General features: G+C 36.3%; 24 protein-coding genes. 8 read left to right on the plus strand and 16 right to left on the minus strand.

Going from position 1 to position 24,928, the window contains the following annotated elements; all coding sequences use genetic code 11:
• On the plus strand, nt 1-1,359 hold the full coding sequence (locus LKL37_RS10200) for a M64 family metallopeptidase (protein WP_431610480.1): 1,359 nt from the start codon (nt 1-3) through the stop codon (nt 1,357-1,359).
• A 31-nt stretch (nt 1,360-1,390) separates the two neighbouring features.
• On the opposite strand, the gene LKL37_RS10205 is transcribed toward LKL37_RS10200, so the two are convergent.
• Complete coding sequence (locus LKL37_RS10205; RefSeq protein WP_431610481.1) at nt 1,391-1,915, minus strand: 2'-5' RNA ligase family protein; 525 nt, start codon at nt 1,913-1,915, stop codon at nt 1,391-1,393.
• Nucleotides 1,916-1,996: 81 nt separating this feature from the next.
• Here LKL37_RS10205 and LKL37_RS10210 point away from each other — a divergent pair, with 81 nt between their 5' ends.
• Both LKL37_RS10210 and LKL37_RS10215 read left to right on the plus strand, forming a co-directional pair.
• Nucleotides 1,997-2,320, plus strand: coding sequence for a PadR family transcriptional regulator (locus tag LKL37_RS10210; protein ID WP_431610482.1), 324 nt, complete (start codon nt 1,997-1,999; stop codon nt 2,318-2,320).
• Nucleotides 2,317-3,036, plus strand: a complete 720-nt coding sequence (locus LKL37_RS10215) for a hypothetical protein (protein WP_431610483.1) — start codon at nt 2,317-2,319, stop codon at nt 3,034-3,036. Before LKL37_RS10210 ends, LKL37_RS10215 begins: the two co-directional genes overlap by 4 nt.
• Nucleotides 3,037-3,053: 17 nt before the next feature.
• Here the strand turns inward: LKL37_RS10215 and LKL37_RS10220 are convergent, their stop codons facing one another.
• Nucleotides 3,054-4,163, minus strand: coding sequence for a serine hydrolase domain-containing protein (locus LKL37_RS10220; protein ID WP_431610484.1), 1,110 nt, complete (start codon nt 4,161-4,163; stop codon nt 3,054-3,056).
• Between the two features lie 174 nt (nt 4,164-4,337).
• On the opposite strand from LKL37_RS10220, the gene LKL37_RS10225 reads away from it, so the two are divergent.
• Complete coding sequence (locus LKL37_RS10225) at nt 4,338-5,741, plus strand: pyridoxal phosphate-dependent decarboxylase family protein (protein ID WP_431610485.1); 1,404 nt, start codon at nt 4,338-4,340, stop codon at nt 5,739-5,741.
• Nucleotides 5,742-5,782: 41 nt separating this feature from the next.
• Here LKL37_RS10225 and LKL37_RS10230 read toward each other — a convergent pair whose 3' ends face one another.
• The 6 genes from LKL37_RS10230 to LKL37_RS10255 all read right to left on the minus strand — a co-directional run bounded on the left by LKL37_RS10230 (nt 5,783) and on the right by LKL37_RS10255 (nt 13,143).
• Entirely contained in the window at nt 5,783-6,493 is a 711-nt protein-coding gene (locus LKL37_RS10230; RefSeq protein ID WP_431610486.1) for a diphthine--ammonia ligase, read from the minus strand.
• A 58-nt stretch (nt 6,494-6,551) separates the two neighbouring features.
• Complete coding sequence (locus tag LKL37_RS10235) at nt 6,552-7,442, minus strand: hypothetical protein (RefSeq protein WP_431610487.1); 891 nt, start codon at nt 7,440-7,442, stop codon at nt 6,552-6,554.
• Between the two features lie 81 nt (nt 7,443-7,523).
• Nucleotides 7,524-7,724 carry a hypothetical protein gene (locus LKL37_RS10240; protein ID WP_431610488.1) on the minus strand — a complete coding sequence of 67 codons (201 nt, stop codon included), beginning with the start codon at nt 7,722-7,724 and terminating at the stop codon, nt 7,524-7,526.
• A 174-nt stretch (nt 7,725-7,898) separates the two neighbouring features.
• Nucleotides 7,899-11,246, minus strand: a complete 3,348-nt coding sequence (locus tag LKL37_RS10245; RefSeq protein ID WP_431610489.1) for a methylmalonyl-CoA mutase family protein — start codon at nt 11,244-11,246, stop codon at nt 7,899-7,901.
• Between the two features lie 263 nt (nt 11,247-11,509).
• A complete protein-coding gene (locus LKL37_RS10250) occupies nt 11,510-12,748 on the minus strand; it encodes a hypothetical protein (protein ID WP_431610491.1) in 1,239 nt (412 codons plus the stop codon).
• Nucleotides 12,745-13,143, minus strand: coding sequence for a hypothetical protein (locus LKL37_RS10255; protein ID WP_105701154.1), 399 nt, complete (start codon nt 13,141-13,143; stop codon nt 12,745-12,747). The genes LKL37_RS10250 and LKL37_RS10255 overlap by 4 nt, the downstream gene beginning before the upstream one ends.
• Before the next feature lie 283 nt (nt 13,144-13,426).
• Here LKL37_RS10255 and LKL37_RS10260 point away from each other — a divergent pair, with 283 nt between their 5' ends.
• Nucleotides 13,427-13,759 carry a hypothetical protein gene (locus LKL37_RS10260; protein ID WP_431610492.1) on the plus strand — a complete coding sequence of 111 codons (333 nt, stop codon included), beginning with the start codon at nt 13,427-13,429 and terminating at the stop codon, nt 13,757-13,759.
• Here LKL37_RS10260 and LKL37_RS10265 read toward each other — a convergent pair.
• Entirely contained in the window at nt 13,756-14,850 is a 1,095-nt protein-coding gene (locus LKL37_RS10265; RefSeq protein ID WP_431610493.1) for a DUF3667 domain-containing protein, read from the minus strand. The genes LKL37_RS10260 and LKL37_RS10265 overlap by 4 nt on opposite strands.
• A gap of 349 nt (nt 14,851-15,199) precedes the next feature.
• Between LKL37_RS10265 and rplM the strand changes: the two genes are divergently transcribed.
• From rplM to rpsB, 3 genes are all read left to right on the plus strand, one after another.
• Nucleotides 15,200-15,655, plus strand: a complete 456-nt coding sequence (gene rplM, locus LKL37_RS10270) for a 50S ribosomal protein L13 (protein ID WP_027375420.1) — start codon at nt 15,200-15,202, stop codon at nt 15,653-15,655.
• A 6-nt stretch (nt 15,656-15,661) separates the two neighbouring features.
• Nucleotides 15,662-16,048, plus strand: a complete 387-nt coding sequence (rpsI, locus tag LKL37_RS10275; RefSeq protein ID WP_045501218.1) for a 30S ribosomal protein S9 — start codon at nt 15,662-15,664, stop codon at nt 16,046-16,048.
• A gap of 203 nt (nt 16,049-16,251) precedes the next feature.
• A complete protein-coding gene (rpsB, locus tag LKL37_RS10280) occupies nt 16,252-17,013 on the plus strand; it encodes a 30S ribosomal protein S2 (RefSeq protein ID WP_047373581.1) in 762 nt (253 codons plus the stop codon).
• 67 nt (nt 17,014-17,080) lie between these two features.
• Here rpsB and LKL37_RS10285 read toward each other — a convergent pair whose 3' ends face one another.
• The 7 genes from LKL37_RS10285 to LKL37_RS10315 form a co-directional block, all read right to left on the minus strand.
• Entirely contained in the window at nt 17,081-17,269 is a 189-nt protein-coding gene (locus tag LKL37_RS10285; protein WP_431610494.1) for a bacteriocin-like protein, read from the minus strand.
• A 224-nt stretch (nt 17,270-17,493) separates the two neighbouring features.
• Nucleotides 17,494-17,934, minus strand: coding sequence for a DUF6759 domain-containing protein (locus LKL37_RS10290; protein ID WP_431610495.1), 441 nt, complete (start codon nt 17,932-17,934; stop codon nt 17,494-17,496).
• Nucleotides 17,931-18,629, minus strand: a complete 699-nt coding sequence (locus LKL37_RS10295) for a DUF6759 domain-containing protein (protein ID WP_431610496.1) — start codon at nt 18,627-18,629, stop codon at nt 17,931-17,933. The genes LKL37_RS10290 and LKL37_RS10295 overlap by 4 nt, the downstream gene beginning before the upstream one ends.
• A 17-nt stretch (nt 18,630-18,646) precedes the next feature.
• Entirely contained in the window at nt 18,647-19,324 is a 678-nt protein-coding gene (gene trmB / locus LKL37_RS10300; protein WP_431610497.1) for a tRNA (guanosine(46)-N7)-methyltransferase TrmB, read from the minus strand.
• Nucleotides 19,325-19,420: 96 nt separating this feature from the next.
• Nucleotides 19,421-20,185 (minus strand): DUF6759 domain-containing protein, encoded by a 765-nt coding sequence (locus tag LKL37_RS10305; RefSeq protein ID WP_431610499.1) that lies wholly within the window; start codon nt 20,183-20,185, stop codon nt 19,421-19,423.
• 264 nt (nt 20,186-20,449) lie between these two features.
• The gene (locus LKL37_RS10310) at nt 20,450-21,244 is read right to left on the minus strand and encodes a hypothetical protein (RefSeq protein WP_431610501.1); all 795 of its coding nucleotides are present in this window, start codon (nt 21,242-21,244) and stop codon (nt 20,450-20,452) included.
• A 203-nt stretch (nt 21,245-21,447) separates the two neighbouring features.
• The gene (locus LKL37_RS10315; protein WP_431610502.1) at nt 21,448-24,846 is read right to left on the minus strand and encodes a T9SS type B sorting domain-containing protein; all 3,399 of its coding nucleotides are present in this window, start codon (nt 24,844-24,846) and stop codon (nt 21,448-21,450) included.
• Between the last annotated feature and the right edge of the window lie 82 nt (nt 24,847-24,928).

Raw genomic sequence — 24,928 nt, forward strand, 5'->3', positions numbered from 1 at the left:
ATGAAAAAAGTTTTATTTTCCCTTCTGATAGGAAGCAGCTGCTTTGCCCAGACATTTGATACAGTTCCGCTTTTGCAGAACGGAGACAACAGTAAACGCGTTATCATTGCTATTTTAGGAGACGGTTTTACGGCTGCAGAGCAAACAGCTTTTACTACATCAGCTCAAAATACGGTCAATTATCTTTTTACAAAAAGTCCTTATACTGAATATAAAAATTACTTTAATGCTTATGCCGTAAAAGTGATTTCCACAGAATCCGGAGTGAAGCATCCCGGGACAGCAACAGATGTTGTGGAGCCCGTAATCCCTGTATCTAATCCTAATAACTATCTGGGGTCTACTTTCGACGTAGGTGTTCACAGATGTTTATACAGTAATACATCTAATACAGTAGGGCAGGTGCTGGCAGCCAATGTTCCTGATTATGATATCACTTATGTGTTGGGCAACTCTACAGAATATGGAGGTTGTGGCGGAACATATGCGTTTGCTTCATTAAATGGTTCATCCAATGAAATTGTAGTACATGAACTCGGGCATTCATTTGGAAAATTAGCTGATGAATATTGGTTTGCAGGATCACTTGAATCACCAAATAAAACACAGAACTCTAATCCTGCTACCATAAAATGGAAAAACTGGGTAGGATTGAATGGAGTAGGAGTATATCCTCATGCCGAAAGTCCTACATGGTTCAGACCGCATCAGAGTTGTGAGATGAGGTATCTTAATCAGCAGTTTTGTTCTGTATGTAAAGAGGCGATCATTGAAAGAATCCACTCTTTGGTATCTCCCGTAGATTCCTATACACCGGCAAACAATACTACAGTAGATGCTACCTCCAGTGTTACTTTCACGGCTACTGAAATTCTTCCTAATCCCAATACATTAGTTAATACCTGGACTTTAAATGGAACGGTTCTGGGGTCTACAGGAAGTTCTATTACAATTACTCCCGGACAGCTTAATGGAGGAAATAATACCTTGACTTTATCTGTAGTAGATAACAATCCACTTTTGAAAGTGGATAATCACAGTACACTTCATGTTACCAATGTAACCTGGACGTTGAGCAAAGCTACTCTTAACCTTTCAGAAGTGAAAGCAGAAGAGAGACGCTTCAGTATCTACCCGAATCCTACAGACGGAGAATTCTTTATTAAAGTAAAACAAGGATTTTCAAAAGACGTAAAAGTAGAAGTGTATGATGCTTCAGGAAAAATGATTCCATCCAGATTTGAATTAAATGATTCCGGAATAAAGGTTGATATTAAAAACTATCCGGCAGGCACTTACCTGTTGAATGTAAAAGACAATAAAAACCTGATTCTTTCTCAGAAAGTCATTAAAGAATAAATATAACGAAACCGGCTACTACAGCCGGTTTTTATTTTGTTAGTTTCTTTTCAGCTATAGGAATCCAATTTTCTTCGTGACGCAAAAGTAAAATCTCATCAACTAAGAATTTAGTTTTGTATTCCTTTGCTTTGTATTTATCCCAGGCTTTGAGGTAATTCTCCCAGGTCAGATTTCTATATCCTACAGTCATGTGAGGATGAAAAGAATATTTACCAAAATTAAACTGCTGCTTTACTCTTTGATAAAGCTCTGTTAAATATAAGTTTTCTGTTGGCTGCACATAAAGCACTGGATTTTTAGGATTAGGAAAGCTTCCAAATCCATTCAGTTCGATCTCAAAAGGAGTCATTTCTGTATTGATTTTCTGAAAAGCAGTATGAATGTCACTTTCCAGTTCCAATTCTCTGGAAAATGGAGGGAAAAGAGTAATGTGGGCTTCATTCTTTAGAGCTTTGGAATTAGCATAATAAATGGCTAAATCTTTTTTAAAGACTTTTACTTCTTCAATAATCTCCTGAGGAGGGTAGATGGCTATGAAGTACATTTTTTTCATAAGGCAAATAAAAGATTTTTATATTAAATTCTTATGCATAAGAAAATTATGCATAAGTTTGTAATGTATATAAAGTATTCTATGAAAAAAAGCAGCCTCTATAAAGGTACCCTGCAGAATATTATTTTGAAGCTCCTTTCAAAAGAAGTTAAAATGTATGGATATCAGATTACCCAAAAAACCAAGGAACTTACTCAGGGTGAGCTTGAAATGACGGAAGGTGCACTTTATCCATTACTCCACAAACTAGAAAGCGATGGAATGTTCATTTCCGAAATTCAAAAGATCAATGGAAGAGACCGGAAATATTATTTGCTGACCGAAAAAGGGAAAAAACAGCAGGCAGAACAAGAAAATGAGATGAAAAGTTATTTACTCAACCTACAGACAATATTCAATATATGATCACAGAGGAACAGGAAAATAAAATTACAGATTATCTGGTAGCTCAGGAGCTTTCACTGGATATTCTGGTGGAAATCAGAGATCATATGATCAGTCAGATTTCTGATATTCAGTTTAATGAAAATATCAATTTTGAGGAAGCTTTTTTAAAGGTAAAAGAATCCTGGAATGGAGAGTTTATAATGGTTAATTACCTGTTTTTTTATCCCACTAAGATTCCTTTGATTGCTAAGGGAATTATACAGGAGAAGTACAGTGTTCTTTTCAAAAAATCTTTGATAGTAGGTGTTTTGGCTTTCGCTGTTAACCTATTGCTGATTTTTATATCAGGAAATCAAAAGCAATATGATCTGTTTTTTAAACTGTTGAATGGCTCATTTGTATTGGCAACGATATTGATCTGGATTTTAAATTATAAAATCTGGAAGTATATCAAAGCTGACTTTAAATATAAGGGCAAATCTCTTTACACCATGTATCAGCAGAATCTTGGATTAATGGTTGTTTGTGCCAGCTCCATGACGCAGGTGGTAATAAGGAGCGGACACTATGCTTACGAGTTTTTCAGGGAACAGAATTATACAGATGTTCCGGGAGTTCTGGTGACTTTGATTCTTCCTTTTGTATTACAGGTAGCTCTTGTTTTTGTTGTATTCAATTTTATCGAACATAAAAAGAACTTAGTGAAAATGCAGGAGTTCCTGAAGTCGGCTTAAGTAAAACTCCACTACAATTAATTTTTTGATCTAAGCTGTGCAACCGTATTTTCAAGGTTATCCGTGATCTTTTTTACTTCAATATGAGGTCTGAAGATCACTCCTTTTCCTTTTTCCTCATCAGCAATATTTGAAAGAATGATGACAGATGTTTTTGTTTCCGGATAATAGATATTTAAAGAAGGAGAGCCTTTTATATAACCACTGTGAAAATAAGAATTAGGCTGCCCGATATTAAGCATGATTCCGTAGGCATAACCCATCTTTCCAAAGGTCGCATGGTGTCTTTCTGAGCTTTTTGCCATAAACAGCTTCAGGGTTTCAGGTTTTAAAATTTTCCCACCGTACAAAGCACTGTTCCACGAATGAAGATCATGAATGGTAGATAATATTCCGCCAGCTGGAGTTCCTATTTCTTTTCCGCCTAATCTTTGCGGCATATTGGGAACCTCTGAGAACTTGGCAGGTGTGCCGACATAGGCACTTGCAAAATTGTTTCCTTTAAAAACATTTCCTGTTGAAGAATGAGCCATTCCCGCTTTTTTAAACAGTTCCAGCGCATTCTGGTCATAGGACTTTCCGGATACTTTTTCTACAATTTTTCCAAGCGTATTAAATCCGTCGTTGGAGTAGAAAAAATCTGAACCACTTTTAAACATCAGCTTTCCACCCATCAGATTCAATCCTGAAGTATGATTGAGTAACTGATGAATTGTAATATTTTCATATTCTTTGGTCTGGAATTCCTTCAGGTATTTTGAAGCTTTGTCGGCTACATTAAGTTTCCCCTGTTCCATCTGTAGAAGGATCATAACAGCTGTGAACTGCTTGCTTACAGATCCTATCGCAAAAATAGTATTGCTGTCAATTTTGGTTTTTCTTTTAAAATCCGAATATCCGTTTTCTCTTCTGTAAAGAGGTATGGAATCTTTAAAAACAGCAATGCTTCCATTAAAATGATATTTTTTGAAAGTGGAATCAATCTGTTGTTCTAAAAGTGTTTTCTGAAAAGCAGCAATAGTAGAATCAACAATAGCTTTCTTGTCAACAGGAGCAATTTTAGGAGCTTCAGTGGTGCAGGAAAACAAAAAACAGAAAAGGGACAGGATAATAAAATTTTTGATCACAGGTGTTGTATTTTTTTAATGATGATTGATACTCTTAAAGATACTAGAATATCCAAAAGAGTAGTAAGGGAAGCAAATTGCGTGCTAGGATGAGGTATCGGAGCAATTTAATAAGGATTTAATCAATCTTTGAAGAGTATTTAATATTTTTGATATAGACTATTGATCACAATTATGAATGAACATTTGAAAAACGATTCAGCAAGCATAAACCATCTGCTGAATATCGTTAAAGAACAGGGGACAGAATATCTGAATTCTATTGAAGAAAGACCTACATCCGTAGTCAGTCAGCAGGTTTCAGAAAAGCAGGAACTTCCCGAATCCGGATATGGAACAGAAGAGGCTCTACAGATTTTCAACAGGAAATTCGAACCCATCATGGTAGGATCCGGAGGACCGAGATATTGGGGATTTGTGACAGGAGGTTCTACTCCGGCGTCGGTAGCCGGTGACTGGCTGGCGACAATTTATGATCAGAATGTACAGTCTGTAAAAGGACAGGGAGATATTTCCGCAAGTATAGAAATAGAAACCATACAGCTTTTGCTGAAGCTTCTTCATCTTCCGGAAAAATTTCTGGGAGGGTTTGTATCGGGAGCTACCATGTCTAATTTTACCTGTTTGGCTGTTGCCCGTCAATGGCTGGGAAAAGAGCAGGGAAGAGATATGGCGAAAGAAGGTGTTTCCGGAATGATAAAGATATTAACCGCTACCCCTCATTCGTCATCCATCAAATCATTGTCATTATTGGGACTGGGAAGCAGTAATATTGTTAAAATTAAAACCGAGGAAGGAAACCGCGAAGCCATCAATATCAAAGATCTGGAAGAACATATTCTGAAACTTGACGGAGAACCGTTTATTCTGATTTCAAGTGGGGGAACAGTAAATACTGTAGATTTTGATGATTTTAAAGCAATCAGAAAATTAAAAGAGAAATACGATTTCTGGTGGCATATTGATGCAGCTTTTGGAGGATTTGCGGCTTGCTCGGAAACGCACCAACACCTTGTTGAAGACTGGGAATATGCAGACAGTATCACTGTAGATTGTCACAAATGGCTGAACGTGCCTTATGAAAGTGCCGTGTTTCTTATTAAAGAACAATATAAAATTTTACAGGTAGAAACTTTTCAGAATTCAAATGCTCCTTATCTGGGAGATCCGCTGGAGAATTTCAGCTATCTAAACTTTCTTCCTGAGAATTCAAGAAGACTGAAGGCTCTTCCGGCATGGTTCTCTCTCATGGCCTATGGGAAAAGCGGGTATCAGGAGATTGTGGATAAAAATATCTCATGGGCAAAACAACTTGGAGAGCTGATTGAAAACAGTAATGATTTCAAACTGCTCGCTCCGGTAAGATTGAATACAGTCTGTTTTACGCTAAAGGACGATGCACGGCAGGATGAGGTAGGATTATTCCTTGAAAAATTGAATGATACCGGAAAAGTCTTTATGACTCCTACTTTTTATAATCAGCATAAAGGAATAAGAGCCGCTTTTGTTAACTGGATGACTGACGAAAAAGATATTCAGCTGGTATTTGATCTCATGAATAAAGTTATTGCTGAATAAAATAATATATGGAAAAAGCCTGTGGATGAATATTCACAGGCTTATTTTAATAACAGATCACTGAACCAGAAAACATATTCTCCGTCCTCTTCTTCAGGAGATGTTTTGGGTTTAGGATACGTTTTCTTTACCGTTTCTCCCATTTCAAACTGAACCGGATTTTTGAAAATAGGTCCGTCAAAAGTAAAGGTATGAAACTCTCCGTTTTCTCCGCAAGGATCTACATTTTCAGGAAGATCATCAATGAATTTCTGATCAATAATTCGTCCGGCAAAGCTTTTGTCAAGGTAAGATCCGTTGACGCAGGTTACAATTGTTTTAAAGCCAAGCTCTAAAAATTCATGGATGAGGTTGGAAGTGTTTTGCTTCCAAAGAGGAAATACAGCTTTCATCCCGATGGCGTTTAATTGATCTTCCCTGTATTTTCGAAGATCTTCCAGGAAGATATCCCCAAAAACAGAATGAGCAATCCCCTGAGCTTTAATTTCTGCCATTGTTTTACTCATAATTTGCTGATATTCTTCCATGGACGGCTCTTTGGGAAGCTCCATCTTAATTAAGGGAATTCCAAGGCTTTCCGCTTGTTTTTCTAAAAGAGAAACAGGGACACCATGCATAGAGATCCTTTGAAACTCATGATTAATGCTGGTAAGCAGGGTCGTAATCTCATATTGATCTTCCTGCAGTATTTTATAAAGAGCAAGAGCAGAATCCTTTCCGCTGCTCCAGTTGAATAAAGCTTTTGGTTTCATTTAAAAATAAAAATCTCTCAAAAATAAGGAGATTTTATGGTTAATGCTATATGAAATGCTATTGCCGATAGGATACAATCACTCCGTTTTCCACATCATATTCTTCAAAGAGTTCTTTGGCATAGGCTTCCGTAAGAAAATAAGACTGGATATTGTTTTTCTTTTTGTTTTCTTCATATTCTTCCTTAGAGATCAACATACCATCAAGAAAATACAGGAAGTCTTTATTCTTAGGATTGGGGTGTAATTCTTTTGCTTTATTCAGATCCAGATTTATAGAGGAATCATCTTTAATTTGCCTGTCTTCAACAAAAAGAAAATATTTGTTTTTGTTCCATTCATCATCCTGATTTTTCGAATTTTCAACTACAAAGATGTTTTTAAATTTGATATTATCGGAAGGAATGTTCAGGTAATTCTCATAACCAGAACTGAACTTTTGGGTGGGAGTAAGAATGGTAATAAAATAATTTTGACTTAAGATTTTTTCATTTCCCAAAAGCTTAATTTTCAGATTTCTGGTAACATTACCTTTAGGATAATATCCTTTTGATCCATAAGGAGGTTCATCTACTGGCTTGACGGCGTAAACAATAAGTCCGTCCAAATTATCATATCTTCGGAGAGTATCCATTTTTGTTTTTTGTGCCTCGATATTAGACATGAATAGTACGGAAAGGAAAATTCCTCCGGCCAATTTATTCAAAGGAATATCAGACAAACTATAACTGATGATTGGCTTTTTATCAGGAGAAGATATTCTGCCAGCCTGAATTCTTCCACAAATGGATTCATTGGATTGCAATAATATTTTGATTTCTTCATCCGTTTTCTGCGTAAGATCATGGACTTTCTTTGAGCAAAAATCACAAAAACTTCCGCCGGGAATATCCTGCATGTTTTCTCTGCCAACGTGGCATGGCTCATTGATTCGAAATTCCTTTTCCATGATATTAGTTTTGTTTAGATTAAAAATACAAAAAAACTCCTGAACATATCAGGAGCTTTTTTTATTACAAAGGAAATTTTCTTATTTTGAAGCTGGCTTTCCGTAATTGTTGATAGGGCTTGTAACATCAACTTTATCTTTCTCTGCCTGCTCTCTTTTTTGTAATTCTTCCACATTTCTAACCATGTCGCTTTTATGAGAGTTGTCTACAGTAGAGGTTTTACACGAGCCTAATGCCACAAAAAGACTCAATACCGAAATAATTTTAATACATGTTTTCATTTGAATTTTTTTTTGGTGGCAAATATATAGGATCGGGTCAGTTTATTTTTAATTTTTAACAAACATTATAAACAAAGCTGCCAAAATTTAGAATTTTTTCACATTAAAAATAGAAAAACCTCAAGGAATTTCTTTGAGGTTTTGTTTATAAAAAATGTCTGTCCAATGATGGGCTTACATATTTCTTCTGTATTTACCACCTACTTCAAATAAAGCATTGGTAATCTGTCCCAGAGAGCAGTATTTCACAGCATTCATCATTACTTCAAATAAGTTTTGCTGATTGATGGCTGCGTGCTGAAGTTCTTTCAGTGCTTCTTCAGATCTGTTGTCGTTCGCTTGCTGGAAGTTGTGTAGGGACACAATCTGTGCCTGTTTCTCCTCTTCTGTAGAACGGATAACTTCTCCCGGTAAAACGGTTGGTGAGCCGTCTTTTCCTAAGAATGTATTTACTCCGATGATCGGATATTCACCTGTGTGTTTCAGCCATTCGTAATGCATAGATTCTTCCTGGATTTTTGAACGCTGGTACATCGTTTCCATCGCTCCAAGAACACCGCCTCTTTCTGTGATTCTGTCGAATTCTGCATATACAGCTTCTTCTACAAGATCCGTTAATTCTTCAATGATGAATGATCCCTGAAGAGGATTCTCATTTTTAGCCAATCCTAATTCTTTATTAATGATCAGCTGAATAGCCATTGCTCTTCTTACAGATTGCTCGGTAGGCGTTGTAATCGCTTCATCGTAAGCATTGGTGTGAAGTGAATTACAGTTATCGTAGATTGCATAAAGTGCCTGAAGAGTGGTTCTGATGTCGTTGAAATCAATTTCCTGAGCATGCAGAGAACGTCCTGAAGTCTGGATGTGGTATTTCAACATCTGGCTTCTTTCGTCTGCTCCATATTTTAATTTCATCGCTTTTGCCCAGATTCTTCTTGCTACACGTCCGATTACTGAATATTCAGGGTCGATACCATTAGAGAAGAAGAAAGATAAGTTCGGTGCAAAATCATTGATGTCCATTCCGCGGCTTAAGTAATATTCCACATAGGTGAAACCGTTTGCCAGTGTGAATGCCAATTGGGAAACGGGATTGGCTCCTGCTTCAGCAATATGGTATCCTGAAATAGAAACAGAGTAGAAGTTTCTCACTTTTTCTGTAATGAAATATTCCTGAACATCACCCATTAATCTCAAGGCAAATTCTGTAGAGAAGATACATGTATTCTGAGCCTGGTCTTCTTTTAAGATGTCAGCCTGAACGGTACCACGAACCGTGGCAATCGTTTTTGCTTTGATTTCTGCATATACATCAGCAGGGATTATTTCATCACCTGTTAATCCCAAAAGCTGTAATCCTAAACCATTGTTGGATGGAGGAAGTTCACCGTTGTATTTTGGTCTTTCTAAACCTTTATTGTCAAATTTCTCTTTAAGTTTAGCTTCTACTTTAGATTCTAAACCGTTTTCTTTGATATATTTTTCAACATTTTGATCGATGGCAGCATTCATGAAGAAAGCTAACAGCATCGGTGCAGGGCCGTTGATTGTCATTGAAACCGAAGTCAATGCATTTACCAGATCAAATCCGGAGTATAATTTCTTAGCATCATCCAATGTTGCAATAGAAACTCCCGCATTTCCGATTTTACCATAAATATCTGGAGGTAAAGCCGGATCCTGACCATACAAAGTTACAGAGTCAAAAGCTGTAGACAGACGTTTTGCAGGCATTTCTGCAGAAACATAATGGAATCTTCTGTTGGTTCTTTCAGGGCCTCCTTCCCCTGCAAACATCCTTGTAGGATCTTCCCCTGTTCTCTTGAACGGATAAATACCTGCAGTATAAGGGAAACTTCCCGGAAGATTTTCCTGCCCTTTCCATTGGATCAGATCACCCCAGTCATTGTATTTTGGTAATGCAATTTTTGGAATTCTCAAGTGGGATAAAGATTCTGTAGAGGTTTCAACCTTGATTTCTTTTCCTCTTACGAAATAAGAATAAAATTCTGCGTGGAAAGCTTTTTTCGTATCATCCCAGGTTTTCAGGAAATCGATATTATCCTGTTGAAGCTCTTTTTCTGCTTTTTGATATTCAGTATCCAAAACTTCATTGGAAATGATATTTTTTACGCCTTCAATATGATACATTTTTCTGGCTAATTCTGCCTGCTTTTCAATATTGATGTCGTATTGTTTGTTGTTTTCGACAATTTCAGAAAGGTAACGAACTCTTTTCGGAGGGATAATGGTTACTTCTTCCGTAACTTCCTGCTCAATAAATGTTTTAAGATTTAATTCAGAGAATTTATCGTTAACTTTTGAAACTAATCTGTTGTATAATTCTGTTGTCCCATGGTCATTAAACTGAGATGCTTTTGTTGCATACACCGGCATATCGTCTAATGGACTTTCCCATAGCAAATGGTTTCTCTGGAACTGTTTTCTTACCGCCTGAAGCGCATCCAATGCGCCACGTTTGTCAGATTTGTTCAATGCTACCAGATCCGCATAGTCTAGCATGTCAATCTTTTCCAACTGTGTAGAAGCTCCATATTCAGGAGTCATTACATACATAGAAACATCTGCAAAATCAGAAACTTCTGAACCAGACTGCCCAATTCCTGAAGTTTCAAGAATGATTACATCCGGATGAGCCAGTTTCAGTACATTCAGTGCAGAGTGAATAAACGGAGAAACAGAAACGTTGTTTTCTCTGGTAGCCATAGAACGCATATAAACTCTTGGATCATTGATCGCGTTCATACGGATTCTGTCTCCCAATAAAGCACCTCCGGTTTTCTTTTTCGAAGGGTCAATGGAAATAATGGCAATTTTTTTATCAGTATTTGAACGTAGGAAACGTCTTACTAATTCATCTGTTAAAGAAGATTTACCTGCTCCTCCGGTACCTGTAATACCAATAATCGGAATGGTTAAATCTTTAGATTTTTCATCGATAGCCTTTACAAGCTCAGGTTTTTCTTCTGAGAAGTTTTCAACGGCAGAGATGATTTGTGCAATGCTTGATGGGTTTTCAAAACTGATATCATCAAGATCTTTGGCTGTAACGTCTTTTCCTGTAGCGAAATCTGATCGGTGTACCAGATCATCAATCATTCCCTGAAGTCCAAGTTCACGGCCGTCATCCGGAGAATAAATTCTGTCGATTCCGTAAGACATTAAATCTTTGATCTCTTCGGGAAGGATTACACCACCACCACCGCCAAAAATTTTGATTTGCGGTGAATTTTTTTCTCTCAAAAGGTCGTAGATATATTTGAAATATTCATTGTGACCTCCCTGATATGAAGTTAATGCAATAGCATTGGCATCTTCCTGGATGGCTGTGTTTACAACTTCCTCTGCTGATTTATCGTGTCCTAAGTGGATCACTTCGCATCCTGTTCCCTGAATAACACGACGCATAATATTGATCGCAGCATCATGCCCATCAAATAATGAGGCAGCAGTTACGATTCTTACCTTGTTGGTTGGAGTATATTTTTGGGTTTCCATAAAAATTCTAGACAGTTTCTAAGTTCTCAAATATAGTAATAAAATGAAAACCCTGACTTGTGTGTTAATTCTTTGATTTTTAAATATTTATAATAATTATTTTTTTAACCTTGCAGACTTTGTTAGAGGCTAGGTCTGTATTTTACAGATTATTACGCTGTTCTGTAAAAATATAAATGTCGGCACATATTTATATGCCGACATTTTTCTATTAATTTAACCAGAAGTTTGGTTTTTAATTTCAGGAAAAAGGTTCTGTTGTACTATTTTTCTGAAAAAAGTGTTTTTCTTTTGCTGTCCAATCCCCAGTTCAGCCCTAAAAATGAAATAAGATTGTCCTTATCACCGTAATTCTTTCCGAAAGCTGCATTAATGTACACACTGTCAGATACTTTATAATTAATGATTCCATTGGAACGGTAAGTGTTATCCAAATCACTGCTTCTGTAAATGAATTCATAGCCAATAGAGAATTTATTGTAAACGAGCTCTATTTTTCCACCAAAATCATAATTGTTGGTTTTGCTGAATCCGTTGGCAACATCATAAACCGTTTTGTCCTGCATATATCTTGCAACGGCATAGAAATTCAATCTTTTTTCTGTTTTTGAAGGGTCTGCAGAGGTTTCTTTGATCATTACCTTTGATTTTTCCTTCTTTTGATCTTCAACTGGCTTTGGGTTCTTCCTTTCCAGATTGATTCCTGAACTCATTGTCATCCAAACTCCGAATTTCCCGAATTGATTATTTTTAAACTGGTTATCTAAAAAGAAAGTACTGTAGGCCGAAGCGACATCTAGTTGGAAAGCAGGTTTTTCGTCAAGATACTTTTTATAATTTTCGGTTTCAGTTTTGTAATAATCTGGGACAAACTTTTCTAATGCTTTTGCCTTCATCTCATTTTTTTCATCTGGGCTGGCATTGGATGCTTCTATATCATTATATTCCTTTGATTTTCTAAACTCTTCCTGGATATCGGTTAATTCCTTTGAAATATTTTTATTTGATGCCGTAATAGCCTCTATATTTTTTTTATTTCTTACTTTAAATACTGTGGTTCGCAAAGAAAAGGATACCGATGGATTTTCTGTGTCAAGATTTTCAATTTTATAATTTCTCAGAAAAGCAAAGGAGAATGAAACGTTTTTGGCTTCACTGAAAATGTTATTCTTATACTCCTCTTTATTATCCGCATTTTTAATAGTTTTAATACCGGCATATTTCAAAGCATCCATGTCCGTCAAAGGAAATAGATGGGTGGGGGTAAGTTCTACTGCATAGGCATTAGGAAGACCTTCATTTTCGCTGAATGAATTGACAATACTGGTCATGAAAGCCTTTTTCGATTTTGGGGTTTCCAAATCAGAACTCGCCAAGCCAAGAAGCATTACACTTGGAGCATTGGAAAGCTCCAGTTTGTTTAACTCTGCACTAATTTCTTTGCCTTGAGAAAATAGTAATGCCGATACAACCGTCATAGTTGTCATTAATATCTTTTTCATAGCTCAATTTTTATGTACTTATAGACTCCGTAGATGAACCTGCCGGCTAAATCTTCAGTTGTTTTGCCTTTAAAGGGGTTGAAATTAAAATTCTTACTAGGGATTTGAGGGAATTCGAATTTTATTTTACATGTATTAATTAAAATCTGCAAATGGTTCACTTGCATATTAATATTGAAAGATGTCGCAAAAAGCAAATTATCAGACTTTAAATCTGCTTTTGGAATGGTAAAAGAAAATCCATCATCTTTTAAATTGTTGTCATCTATCCGCGTTCCATTGATAATAAAATGGGGATCACCAAATTGTGTATTGGCACTAATTATTACATTCACTTCAACATTGTCTTCGTTAAAGTCCGTAATTTCTACTGTTTTTTGGGGAATCTTTTTCATGTCTATTGTTTTTTTTGTTTGTGAATTTTTTCTCAAAACCTGATCTCTCGTTTTCAATACCTTTAAAATAAGTATGATGATTTTCCAGTTTTGATTGTACTTCAAATTTATGATTTGTAATAATAGAGCTCAATTACCTTTTCGGGTGATATTGTATTGTTTTAATCATACGATCAAATTTCTCTGAAATGAAAAAAAACAACCTTTAATTCAATAATTAAATGTTTACAAGGATTCTGCACCCCAATTTAATTCTCTATTTTTGCAGCATATTTTTACAGACATGCAAAAAGCTTTGATGTATTTCGCCTTGGGAACTGTAGTAAGCTTCCTGATCAATTATTTCTTTTTAAGTTCACAAAATCTAGGACTGGATATTTATTATGCCTTTGCCTTCGGTTCTGCCTGGGGAATTGCTTATTATTTGGATACTCCCGATTTTTCATTGCCTAAAAAATTAATTTTTTCATTTGTTGCGATGGGAATTCTGGTGCTTATAGGTGCTTTGATTTTTAAACTTGAGCTGGCGATTCCGTCTATCCTGAAATTTTCAACAGTTTTTGTTGCCTATTATTTGTTTGCAAGCTTCAGAGGGAATAAATCCCTTAGAAATTAATGAAGCATAATAAAGCTCAGATACATCAGTACCAGAAACATCAGAAGCAGTCCGATATAGTTAACAATAAATAATACGGAGCCTTTCAGAATACTGATCCTTTTTTTGGTTTCATACACCCTGTGGTGCGCTACAAAGAAATAGATGGTCATGTAAAGGCCAAGTCCCAAACAGGCCAGAATATACAATAAGGTAAGTAAACTATTGGCCGGCAGAAAGCTTGCAATTTTTTCTCCCACTATAAATACCAGTATTGCTAATAGGAGGAATGAGAAATAGTGAAGGGTAAATATACCATGATCGAAGTACCACCATTTTTTCTTGTTATGGAACAGCCATAGAAAGAATGCAAATATCGGGAGATATACGAAGAGTGCTTTCGGGATTGTGTGAATAAAGTTTTCTTTATACTTTTCCCAAATCTGATTCTTGCTGTATCCGTCTTCTTTCAATTCAAATACTTTTCCTGCAATGGGTCTCATTAAGGTATAAATCCCTGTGTCATCCTTGGCAAGAATAGAGTCATATTGTTTCATAGAGTAAGCATGCATGATGGATGCTTCTTTAGGATCAAACGTACTGTCAAAAAGCTCAGTTTTTTCTTTACCATCTTCTATCTTTAAGGTATCCAGTGCTTTTTGAGTAGCGTTTGCCGTTTCGTTTGACATAACACCTCCTTTTTGTAAGTCTTTTACAATGTCTTTGGAAATATCTTTCTGATTTTTTGCCTTAGTTTCTTTTTTTATGTGGCTGGGTTTTTCAGCTTCTTCTTTGGCGTGAGGAAGGATGTTGGGAAGGAAAAATGTAAGGAAACTTATAAATATATACAGTTTTACAGGAGCCACATATAATTGTCTTTTGCCCGCAAGGTATTCTTTGGTAAGTATTCCGGGGCGGGTAAAGAGATAATGTATAGTTCTCCAGAACTGTCCGTCATAATGGGTAAAATCCTCAATGAAATGCGTAAAGAGAAAATAGAATGGCTGTCTGCTTTCAATATTTTCTTGTCCGCAGTGTGGGCAAAACCTTTCTTCAACGTAATGTCCGCAGTTCAGGCAGGTTTTTTCTTCTCTTAGTTTTCCGTGGCTCATGGATTTTAGAATATGATTGACGCAAATATAATTATTTCATTGAAATTATAATTATATCGATGTGTTTTACGGAAATCTTTAAAGTAAATTTAATAAAAGAAAGAGTTGAGGGAAAAAACTCTTTGCTGTTTCATTGGTGTTTTTAGAATCTTCGAAGTGTTTTTTTTCATCGGCACATTAGTTCGCAAGATTTGTGCCAAATTGTAATTAGTGTTAAAATCTATTGATAGAGGGGTGTAGGATGAAGATTATATAGATAAAATAAAATATGTTTTTGGGTTACAAAAATAATTTGTACCTTTGCACACCCTTTTAGGGGTAAATTATGTTTAATCTTTAACTAAAACGTGTGAATACATTAAGTTACAAAACTGTTTCAGCGAACAAAGCTACTGCTAATAAAGAATGGGTTGTGGTAGACGCTGAAGGACAGCCGTTAGGAAGACTAGCTTCTACGGTTGCAAAGATTTTGAGAGGTAAGCACAAAACGAACTTTACACCTCACGTAGATTGTGGTGATAACGTGATCGTTTTGAATGCTGGGAAAATTACGCTTTCCGGAAATAAGTGGGCTGATAAGACTTACATCTGGCATACAGGTTATCCTGGTGGACAGAAGTCTATGACTGCGGCTGAACTTCAAAAGAAAGATTCTTTAAAGGTATTAGAGAAGTCTGTAAAAGGTATGTTGCCTAAAAACAGACTAGGAGCTGCTATCCTTAAGAACCTTTATTTATATGAAGGAACTGAGCACAAACATGAAGCTCAACAGCCTAAAACAATTAATGTTAACGAATTTAAATAATTAATTATGTCTATAGTTCACAAAATCGGAAGAAGAAAAACTTCTGTAGCAAGAGTTTATGTAAGACCAGGTTCTGGTGTTATTACAGTAAACGGTAAAGATGCTGCAACTTATTTCTCTACAGACGTGATGGTTTACAAATTAAACCAACCGTTTATCCTTTCTGAGACTGTTGGTCAGTATGACGTTACCGTAAATGTTTTCGGTGGTGGAAATACAGGTCAGGCAGAAGCTATCAGATTAGGTATTTCAAGAGCTTTATGCGAGATCAACGCTGAGTTCAGATTAGCATTAAAGCCTGCTGGTTTACTTACAAGAGACGCAAGAATGGTGGAAAGAAAGAAGCCAGGTCAGAAAAAAGCAAGAAAGAGATTCCAATTCTCAAAACGTTAAGAATTGCGGTAAGCTTAAAGCAATATGCAATAAGCTTTTTGAAAAACTTATTAAAATTTTTAATTCGCTTCAAAGCCTACGGCTTACTGCCTGAAGCTTAAAGCAAAAATTGCCCGTTACGTTTAGCATCCAAACGCTTCTCCCATCTAAAGAAGTTGTTGATTGTTTAAAAGACGGAAAGTAAACTAACAAAAACAGAAAACATGGCAAAAGCAAATGTAAAAGACCTTTTAGAGGCTGGCGTACACTTCGGTCACATGACTAGAAAGTGGAATCCAAATATGGCTCCATACATTTTTATGGAGAAAAACGGTATTCACATTGTAGACTTACATAAAACAGCAGTTAAATTGGATGAAGCGTGCAGCGCTTTAGAAAAATTAACTTCTGCAGGTAAAAAAGTTCTTTTCGTAGCTACTAAGAAGCAAGCGAAAGAAGTTGTTGCAAAACACGCTTCAGAACTTAATATGCCTTATATTACAGAAAGATGGCCAGGAGGTATGTTAACGAACTTCGTTACTATCAGAAAGGCTGTAAAGAAGATGAATGCTATCGACAAAATGAAAAAAGACGGTACGTTCGAAACTTTATCTAAAAAAGAAAGATTACAAGTTGACAGACAAAGAGCTAACTTAGAAAAGAACTTAGGTTCTATCTCTGACATGGTTCGTCTTCCTTCTGCAATCTTCGTTGTAGATATCTTGAGAGAACACATCGCTGTAACTGAAGCTAAGAAATTAGGTATTCCAGTTTTCGGTATTGTTGATACAAACTCTGACCCTAGAAAAGTTGACTTCGTTATCCCAGGAAACGATGATGCTTCTAAATCTATCGATATGATCTTGAGCATTGTTTCAGAATCTATCAAAGAAGGTCAGTCTCAAAGAAAAGCTGATAAGGAAAAATCTAAAGAAGAAGGAGAAGTAGTATCTGCTGATAAAGATGCTGACTTCGATGCAGAATAATTAAAGATTTTCTTTACTATAGGAAAAACGCTGGATTTAGGTCCAGCGTTTTTTCATTATATATATACTAAGGCTTCTTAGGGCATACTGTAAATTCCGGGAAATCAGGATCTGTAGTTGGAACAACTACACCGATTCTGCATACTCCGCTGCAGCACATTTCTCCAATTTCGAAATTACAGCCGTCTATGCAGCTTCTGTATCCTCCTTTGATTGTTCTTAGCTCACTTCTTGAGACTTTTTTTAAATTTTTCATGGTTTTAGTTTTAGTTTTTTTCCTACTCTATGTGCTTTTCGGAATCCGCAATTATATTTCTAAATATATGGAAATATTTGTTATATGTATGATTTTCAGAATAATATTTTGATTTTACATTGTTTAAGCTTTTATTAGGAGATTTTTGTACAGTTGTTTATGATTATAATATAGTAGATTTATTCCTTAAAAATAAAAACCCACAGAGTTCTGCGGGTTATATTTTAATTTGAAAGTTTTATAGAATAAGAGGTTGTGATAAACTTGGTAGATTGATACATTGAGTTACAAACGGCTCCGGATAATCTGTAATTCTGATTTTTTGGAACCATCGTATATCCTATCTTTCCGGCACCAATTGGAATTTTTTTGAAGAAACTGCCTCCGCTTACCGTAAGTACCATATTGCATGGAGATTTATTTTCTACCGAAACAGAGGTCTTAGGATTCTTAGGATCATCGCTGTTAAGAAGATCATTGAGAACATCAGCTGTTTCCGGTTTATAGGTCTTTATAAGCTCATTATATTCACTTTCTGTATTTGCTCTGTTACCGGCATTGCTTGTAGGGTAAGGGTAGGAGGTTCTTCCGGGATAGCTGCCATAATTTACATTACAGCTGGCAAGAATCAATGAAATTCCGGTAAAAACTATTAGTTTTTTCATCCTATTTTACTTTTTGATTTTTGTTTTTTCGAAGGTTTTTCCGGAACCGGTTCTTTTTGGGCAGATTTCAGTTCAGTCCCGGCTTGTTTCGGATTGTCTATCGTTACAAATATACTTTTTTTAATGTTTTTCTGTGAGGAATATTTCATATCACAAATATTGCTGCTGAGTGCATATGAATCCTTTTTGAGGACAATAAAGTTTTCAGCATGCGCAGGAACAGCAAGGTTGTAAAAGTCCTTTCCTTCAATCCGTAATACGATATTGCAGTCCGAATTATTTTTGAATAATAGGATAGCTTCATTGCGATTGATATCCTCATTAAACATCGCATTCAGAAGCTTTACTGTTTTCTCCTTATGTTCAGCTGATGTTTCTGCAATGAGTTTTTTAAATTCTTCCGCATCGTCAGAATTAGGATTTCTCATAGCGCTTTTCGGGATATCCGCAATCACCGGCCTTGCTTCCATAGGTTTGGCTGTACGGGCACCTTTAGTCCATTCAGAGTTTTTTAGAGCAATAAGCTTTGGTTTGAGCACACTTTTTTTGGGATCGTCAGGGTGTGCGTTCTTCAGGTATTCTTCAATTTCTTTGATATTTGTGCTTTTTAGAATGTCTTTACTGCTTTTTTGGGCGTTTGTAAAGGTTGGAATAAGAAATGTGAAGAATAGAATCGTTAAAAATTTTTTTTTCATCAAGTTTTTCTATTTCATCAGCTGATCCGGAATTTAATGTAAGTAATTGTTTTTCCTTTCGCCGAGAATAGCTCTTCGTAATACGTTTTAATATCTCTCAAATGTTCCGTATTAGGATCGTATTCAGGAGCACCATAGATATCGTGGTGGGCAGAAATGATTTCATAGCCTGCTCCCTGCAAATACCCAAGTGTATATCCATGCAGAAATTCTGAATCGGTTTTCAGGTGGATAATACCTCCTGGCTTCAGGAATTTTTTATAACGGTCTAAAAAGTCCGGATGTGTTAATCTGTGTTTTGTTCTTTTATATTTTATTTGTGGATCCGGGAAAGTAATCCATATTTCATCTACCTCATTTTCAGCAAAGAAATAATCTACAAGTTCAATCTGTGTTCTCAGAAAAGCTACATTAGTCATATTACTATCTACAGCTTCTTTAGCACCAAACCAAAATCTTGCGCCTTTAATATCAACTCCGATAAAGTTTTTTTCAGGAAATGTTTTGGCAAGTCCTACAGAATATTCTCCTTTTCCACAACCTAATTCCAATACAATTGGATTGTCATTTTTAAAGAAGTTTTCTCTCCATTTTCCCTTAAGTTCGAAACCGTTTAAAGTATCTTCTCTTGTTGGTTGGATTACATTTGGTAATATTTTGTTTTCTGCGAATCTTGCTAATTTATTCTTGCCCATTGAGTTATAAAATGAGTGCAAAAATAGTGAAAATTTATGGAGTATCTTTGTCTTTTTGGGGTAAAAGACATAGAGATAATTCGTTTTTGATCGAAATTATTGGCCTCCTAAAGCGACCATAATTGCCCTTTCAATTGTTTTTTGTGAAGCATATTGAGCTCCGCAAACAAGGCTGGTGAAAAGATACTGTCCTTTTTCTATAACAATTGAACCTTCACCATGAGCAGGAACGGCCAGCCTATATTTCGTAGTGCCTACGCCTTCCATTCTTACAATGATATTACAGTCTGACTTATTTTGAATCAATATAATAGCTTCTTTAGCATTAGGGTCATTATCAAATAAAGAGTTAAGGATTTTTACCGTTTTGTTTTTATGCTCTACAGGGGAGACAGCCATAAGCATGTTGAATTCCTCAGCTTCAGCATTAGGAATTGCTGTATTAGCAGTAGTATTTACAACATAAGTATTCTGGGCGTTACTTGGTGTATAAACATCGGTAGGTTGTTTGGCAGCCAATTCGGCCTTATATTTTGCAATCTGCTTTTGTTTGATGATGGCATTCATTTCATCGAAGGTGATCTTCGTAGAAGGTCTTCTCCTCAGCATAGCCAGCATTTCCTGCATATCTTTTACTTTCTGGTCAGCAGGATGTGCATTTTTGATGTATTCTTTCATCATTTCCATTACCCTTGGCTTCAGAACAGATCTTTTGGGGTCATCAGGATGGGCGTCTCTTAAAAAGGCATTGATTTCGTATATATTCTTACTTTTTAAAATATTACTGTAGTCCTTCCCCTTTTTTTGAGAAGATATCGTAACAAAAAACATACAACAAAGAAGTAAAAGTACTTTTTTCATTAATTAATATTAAATTAAAAATTCGGCGCATCTCTTTTAATTTGCTTTCTGGGTTAGTTTTTATCTGAATAACGAAATATGAGTGTTTTTATTTTTAAACACTTGTTTGGGAGATAAAATTAAACATATTTTTGAATATCAAAGAAGAATATGCTGTTAAAATTGAATAATTTATAGTAAACACATAAAATGATAGTGCAGTTTATATAGTCACAAAAAAAATCCATGTAGAAGCACATGGATTTATATATAGGAATTATTTTTCTAGTTACTGCTTACAACCTCCTGAAGGTGAGAACTTTTAAGTCTTTTCTGATAGATAGGCATATATTTTTCAATAGGAACCTTTATCGCTTCAAAATTTCCGGCCAAAACATAAGCTTGAATATTTTCAGAACTGTAAACAAATTGAAGGAAATTATCAATCAGATTCTCAGGAATTTTAAACTTCGTAAAATAATCTTTCCCCAAATAATTCTTGATCTGGGCAACGGAGGTGTTCATCCTTTCATAAGCCTGATAACGCTGTTTTTTCTTTCTCTCACCAGAAAGAATATCATAGATGCTTTCAAGGCTGAAAGTAAGCCCGCCATCCCGTAAACCGGCAACAGGAAGTTCCGGAGGAGTTCCGTCACCTTTTGGCTCCGGAAGACCAATTACTTTCTTAAGAGCATAGGCTTTATCTTCTTTTCTTAAAGAATTTACATCATACCGAAGGTTTCCGGTAGGCTTGAACCTGCTGAGTACAATTTCCTGAATTTCATAATAAGCAATTTTCAGCTCAACCAGATTTTTTTGAACCATGGATTGAGGAGTTAGCTTGATATCTTTTCTTTCGGTAACAATAGAGGTAAACCGGATTACATCTCCAGGATTGGCCGGGATATTATAATTACCATTGTAGTCCGTAAGAACGGTCTTTTGAGTATTCAGGTTCGTAACATATACCTGATTGAGATATAAAATAGAGTTGTCTCTCAGAAATACCTCTCCGGAATATATTTGTGCATTAATTTTTGCCAGAAAAACCAATAGCAGCAGAGTAAACAGTTTCTTCATATAATGCGCAAAATTACGTAGAAATAAAGCAATTTTGCCTAATTAGATGATGAATAGTGGTTAAAGTTATATTAAACTTTAAGATTTAATTGTTAAGGAGTGTTAGAAATTTATCAACAACCTAAAAAAGAGTGAATATAAGTAAAGAAGCCGGAAGAAAGAGATACTGAACTTTAAGTATCCTTTCTTCCGGCTTTATTTGTTTATCTATGTTTTACAAGCAGCCAGCTGGAATATTTTACAGTGAGTGTAGAGCCGTATTCTGTCCAGGTGATAAAATACCAGTACGTTGCTGTGGGAACATATCTTCCACCGATTCTTCCGTCCCATGTGAATCTGTTTTCCGGGGTTCCTCTGAAGACTTCAGCACCATATCTGTCAAAGATTCTGAATACAAGATTATCATTGGCCATTAATGCGGAATAATCTATTCCTTCATTATAACCATCTCCATTTGGAGTAATAGTATTTATCAGATTGATAATGGCAAACGGTTTTTTAACTTCTTCACACATTTTAGAGTCTCTTACAAATACATTATGTGCTCCTCTTGGTACATTTGTGAAGACGTTTGAACTCTGCCACAGCACTCCGTCTAAAGAATATTCATAAGGAGGTGTGCCGCCACTTACGCCAACTTTTACCGTTGTTCCATCTATTTCAATAGAAGTAATTATAGGAAGTGGCAATTCTGTAACGTTTACATATTGTTTGTAAACGCAGCCGTTGAAGGTAAGTTCTACCCAATAACTTCCCGGCGCAACATTAGTGATGGAAGGGGTAGTAGCTCCAGTGCTCCATAAATATCTTTCAAAGCCCGGCCCTGCATCCAATGTGGTGGTAGTTTTCGGACAAATAGCTTTGTCTACTAATACATCAGATTTTTTTGGAACTTTAATATTGATTTTAAGGGTACCTACTTCCGGACATACGCCATTTTTTTGAAAACGGATATAATAAGTCTGGGAAGTGGTAATATTAATAGGGGATGAAACTATATTGACATTGTTCTGCGCATCTGCTAAAGTTGCATGGAAGGTATATGTCACATTCGGATCCAGTGTAAACTGAGGAATAAACTGGGTTAAGTTGACGCTTTTTGTTCCATCCAGATCATCATCACAAACGCTTTCTGTAACGGTTTTGGTAATCAAAGTTACTTTAGCCCCGATACTGAACTGTAAAGGTTTGATGACACTGGCACAGCCATCCGGAGAATCTACTCTGATGTAAATAGTGGTTGTAGCGGTATAGCTCCAGTTGTTCGGAAGAGTATTGGTGTTTCCCGCGTTCGCATCTGAAAGGCTTGCATAATACCTTACGTTGGTAAAATAATTTGGGTTATTCAAGACAATAGGAGTGATATTGGAAAGGACTACAGTGACTGTCCCGTCCAGATTATCATCACAGAAAACCCCATTGTAGTTATCCAGAACGATTGCTTTATTGAAAAGAGATAATGTTATTTGTGCAATACTTTTACAGCCGATATTGTTTTTTACAACGGCGTATACAATGGTAGCATTCGGTGCGGTATAAGCTGTTGTATTGGTTATCAGGGCTGCTGCATTTTCATTCTGAGCATCCAAAAGGGTTGGATAATAAGTAATGGTGACAGGTGAATTACTTGTAATGTTGGCTGTAGTAAGGTTGAATGTCCCTTGCCCATTGGTATCACAGGCGAATAATGTGGCGTTCATTACCGTAAGCGCCTGAATATTGATGGTAACCGTTACTGTTTCACAATCCGGAAAGTCCGGATCATTTCCACAAAACGTATAAGTGAATGTATCCGTTCCTGATGTACCGGGAGTATTTACAGTATAAGTAATCACTCCGGTTGCAGCGTTTATCGTTGCTGTACCCAATGTAGGTGCTGTTGTAATCGCTACAGTATTAGGAGCGGTTGTTTGTGTAGAACTGCTTAGTGCAGGAGTTATGATCTGCGAAGTACAGACATTGTAGGTTTTTGTACTAAGTTTTGTACAGTTCAGTACTTTAATTTGTTCGGTGACTAAAGGAGCACAGCTTCCCATTGTTACAGAACACGTATAATATCCGGGTAGGGTAGGTGTGATTGTGGAGGTTGTAGCTCCAGGAACAATTGTTCCGTTTCTGTACCATTGATAGGTATCATAGATAAGAGGGTCTACTGTAAGAACAATCCCCGGAATACATCCGGTACCTGATTTTAAAATAACAGGCTGTGTAGGAAAACCGGCGAAAAATCCTCCGTATCCTACAGCATCACTTCCTGCCGTAATTCCTGCCATAATAGCTTTATCTGAAACCACCGTAATGGTTCCCGTCACATTGGGAATTCCATAAGTAACCCAATTAGTGGTTCCCGTCATGTTATAAGGTCCTGTTATAGCGAGAGGAGTTGCACTGTTCACTGTAACGTTGGCTCCTCTTTCTGTAATAAGATTCAATTTTGTTGGAATGTTCAGAACTCCTCCGACATTCCCATTGGAATGAACAAAGTTTTCGTTAATCAATCCCAATTCATTAATCTGCTTTGGAAGGTAGCAGTTCAATGCAGGAATAAAGTTGAATCCTCCGGTAGCCGTTTCATTCCCTGAGTTGGAATCTCCGGCCAATATCTGATAGACATAAGCATTTTTTGATGTTTTGACATATAAATTATAATGTCCGTTTCCCTGAAGGATGTATTTTGAATCAGGAATCACATAATATTTTCCTGCATTAATGGTTGCGATTGGAGGAATTTCATTGTTGACAAAGATCTGGGTATTATCCTCAGTAGCAATGACAACAGCTCCTTCCATATTAGAACCGATAGGTCCGTTGCCTTTTACCAGAGCAAATTCATTCCCAAGTCTGTTGACCGGCACTGCCTGATCCATTAAAATATCTGAACTTGAAGGAAAGTTCCCGGCATATTGTCCGTTGAAATTTCCGTTGGTAACATTGACGGGTTTATTGGCGATAATTTTTGAACCAATGAATCCGTCAAAATTTCCTGTAATATCTCCAATTCCGTCAAGAATGTAAGATTGTCCTTTGTTTAAAGTGAAAGTCATTGTCGGGTTGGTAGCTCCCGTCATTCCGTTAGAAAACTGAACGGTAGGGCTGTATCCGGAAATGGTAACAGTGGTATTGTCTTCAGTGGCAAGAACACTGGTCATGAAGTTCAGGATATTATTGCTCACAGTAATGGGAGCAGAGGCAGCGTAAAATGTATTTCCTGTGGAAGGAATTCCTTTGGAAGTAATAATTTCCGCATGGTTGAATACCGAAAATCTTAGGTTGGCATAAAAAGGAAATTCTGCTTTAAGATATAGTCCTTTGGTAGTAGGGGTAAACAGATCTGTCTGTTGCGTGGTAATAATATAATTTCTTAAAACGTCGAATTTCTGTGGATTATTTTTGCTGATGTTCACCGTTCCGATCAGAACATTATTGTTATAAATATTTACCGGAAAAGGAGTTGTTCTGCTGGTAGATAAATACAATTTCTGGTAGGGATTGGGAGCGCCTGTCCTGTCTACCATCGGAGCAAACCAGTGCTCTCTGTCCAATTGGGCAAAAGCAGAGGTGAAAATATAAAATATAAATAGAAAAGATAGAATTTTCTTCATTCAGTATTAGTATTTATCACAAATTTAATAATAAAAAGTATTAAATACTTGAAAACATAATAAAAAAGCCTCGATTTCAAAA

Origin of the sequence: Chryseobacterium sp. 'Rf worker isolate 10', from assembly GCF_050753305.1 — a bacterium.
In the GTDB taxonomy this organism is placed as follows: Bacteria; Bacteroidota; Bacteroidia; order Flavobacteriales; family Weeksellaceae; genus Chryseobacterium.